The following is a 264-nucleotide window of genomic DNA, read 5'->3' as shown; positions in this document are numbered from 1 at the left end:
CCCGTGGCACCCCCTTCCGACTCGTGGCCTAATAAATAGGCAGCGCCCGCGACTCGTGGCAAAACGCGCGCGACTCGTGGCATGGCTTTTCGGTCAATTTCCGCCCCTTCTACGTATTCTTTCTTCTTCTTTTTCAATGAATTAGAGAGAAGAGAAAATGGGACGGCGGCGGCCGGCGCAAAAACCGGACTAGTGGCAAAAACGCCCCGACTAGTGGCAATTCCAATGCGATTCATGGTGGCACTCTTCTCAACAATCAAAGAC

The 264-nt window shown here is 53.4% G+C and carries 1 protein-coding gene; it reads right to left on the bottom strand.

The genetic code is table 11. The features are described from left to right. Window positions 1–236 (bottom strand): hypothetical protein (locus SB756_RS31250; RefSeq protein WP_410913389.1); only part of this gene is annotated, 236 nt, incomplete at its 3' end. Between the last annotated feature and the right edge of the window lie 28 nt (window positions 237–264).

This window comes from Pseudomonas sp. SIMBA_068 (assembly GCF_046534705.1).
Classification (GTDB): domain Bacteria; phylum Pseudomonadota; class Gammaproteobacteria; order Pseudomonadales; family Pseudomonadaceae; genus Aquipseudomonas; species Aquipseudomonas putida.
Note: the sequence above shows the minus strand (reverse complement) of the source record. Positions and strands in the feature narration are given on the sequence as shown.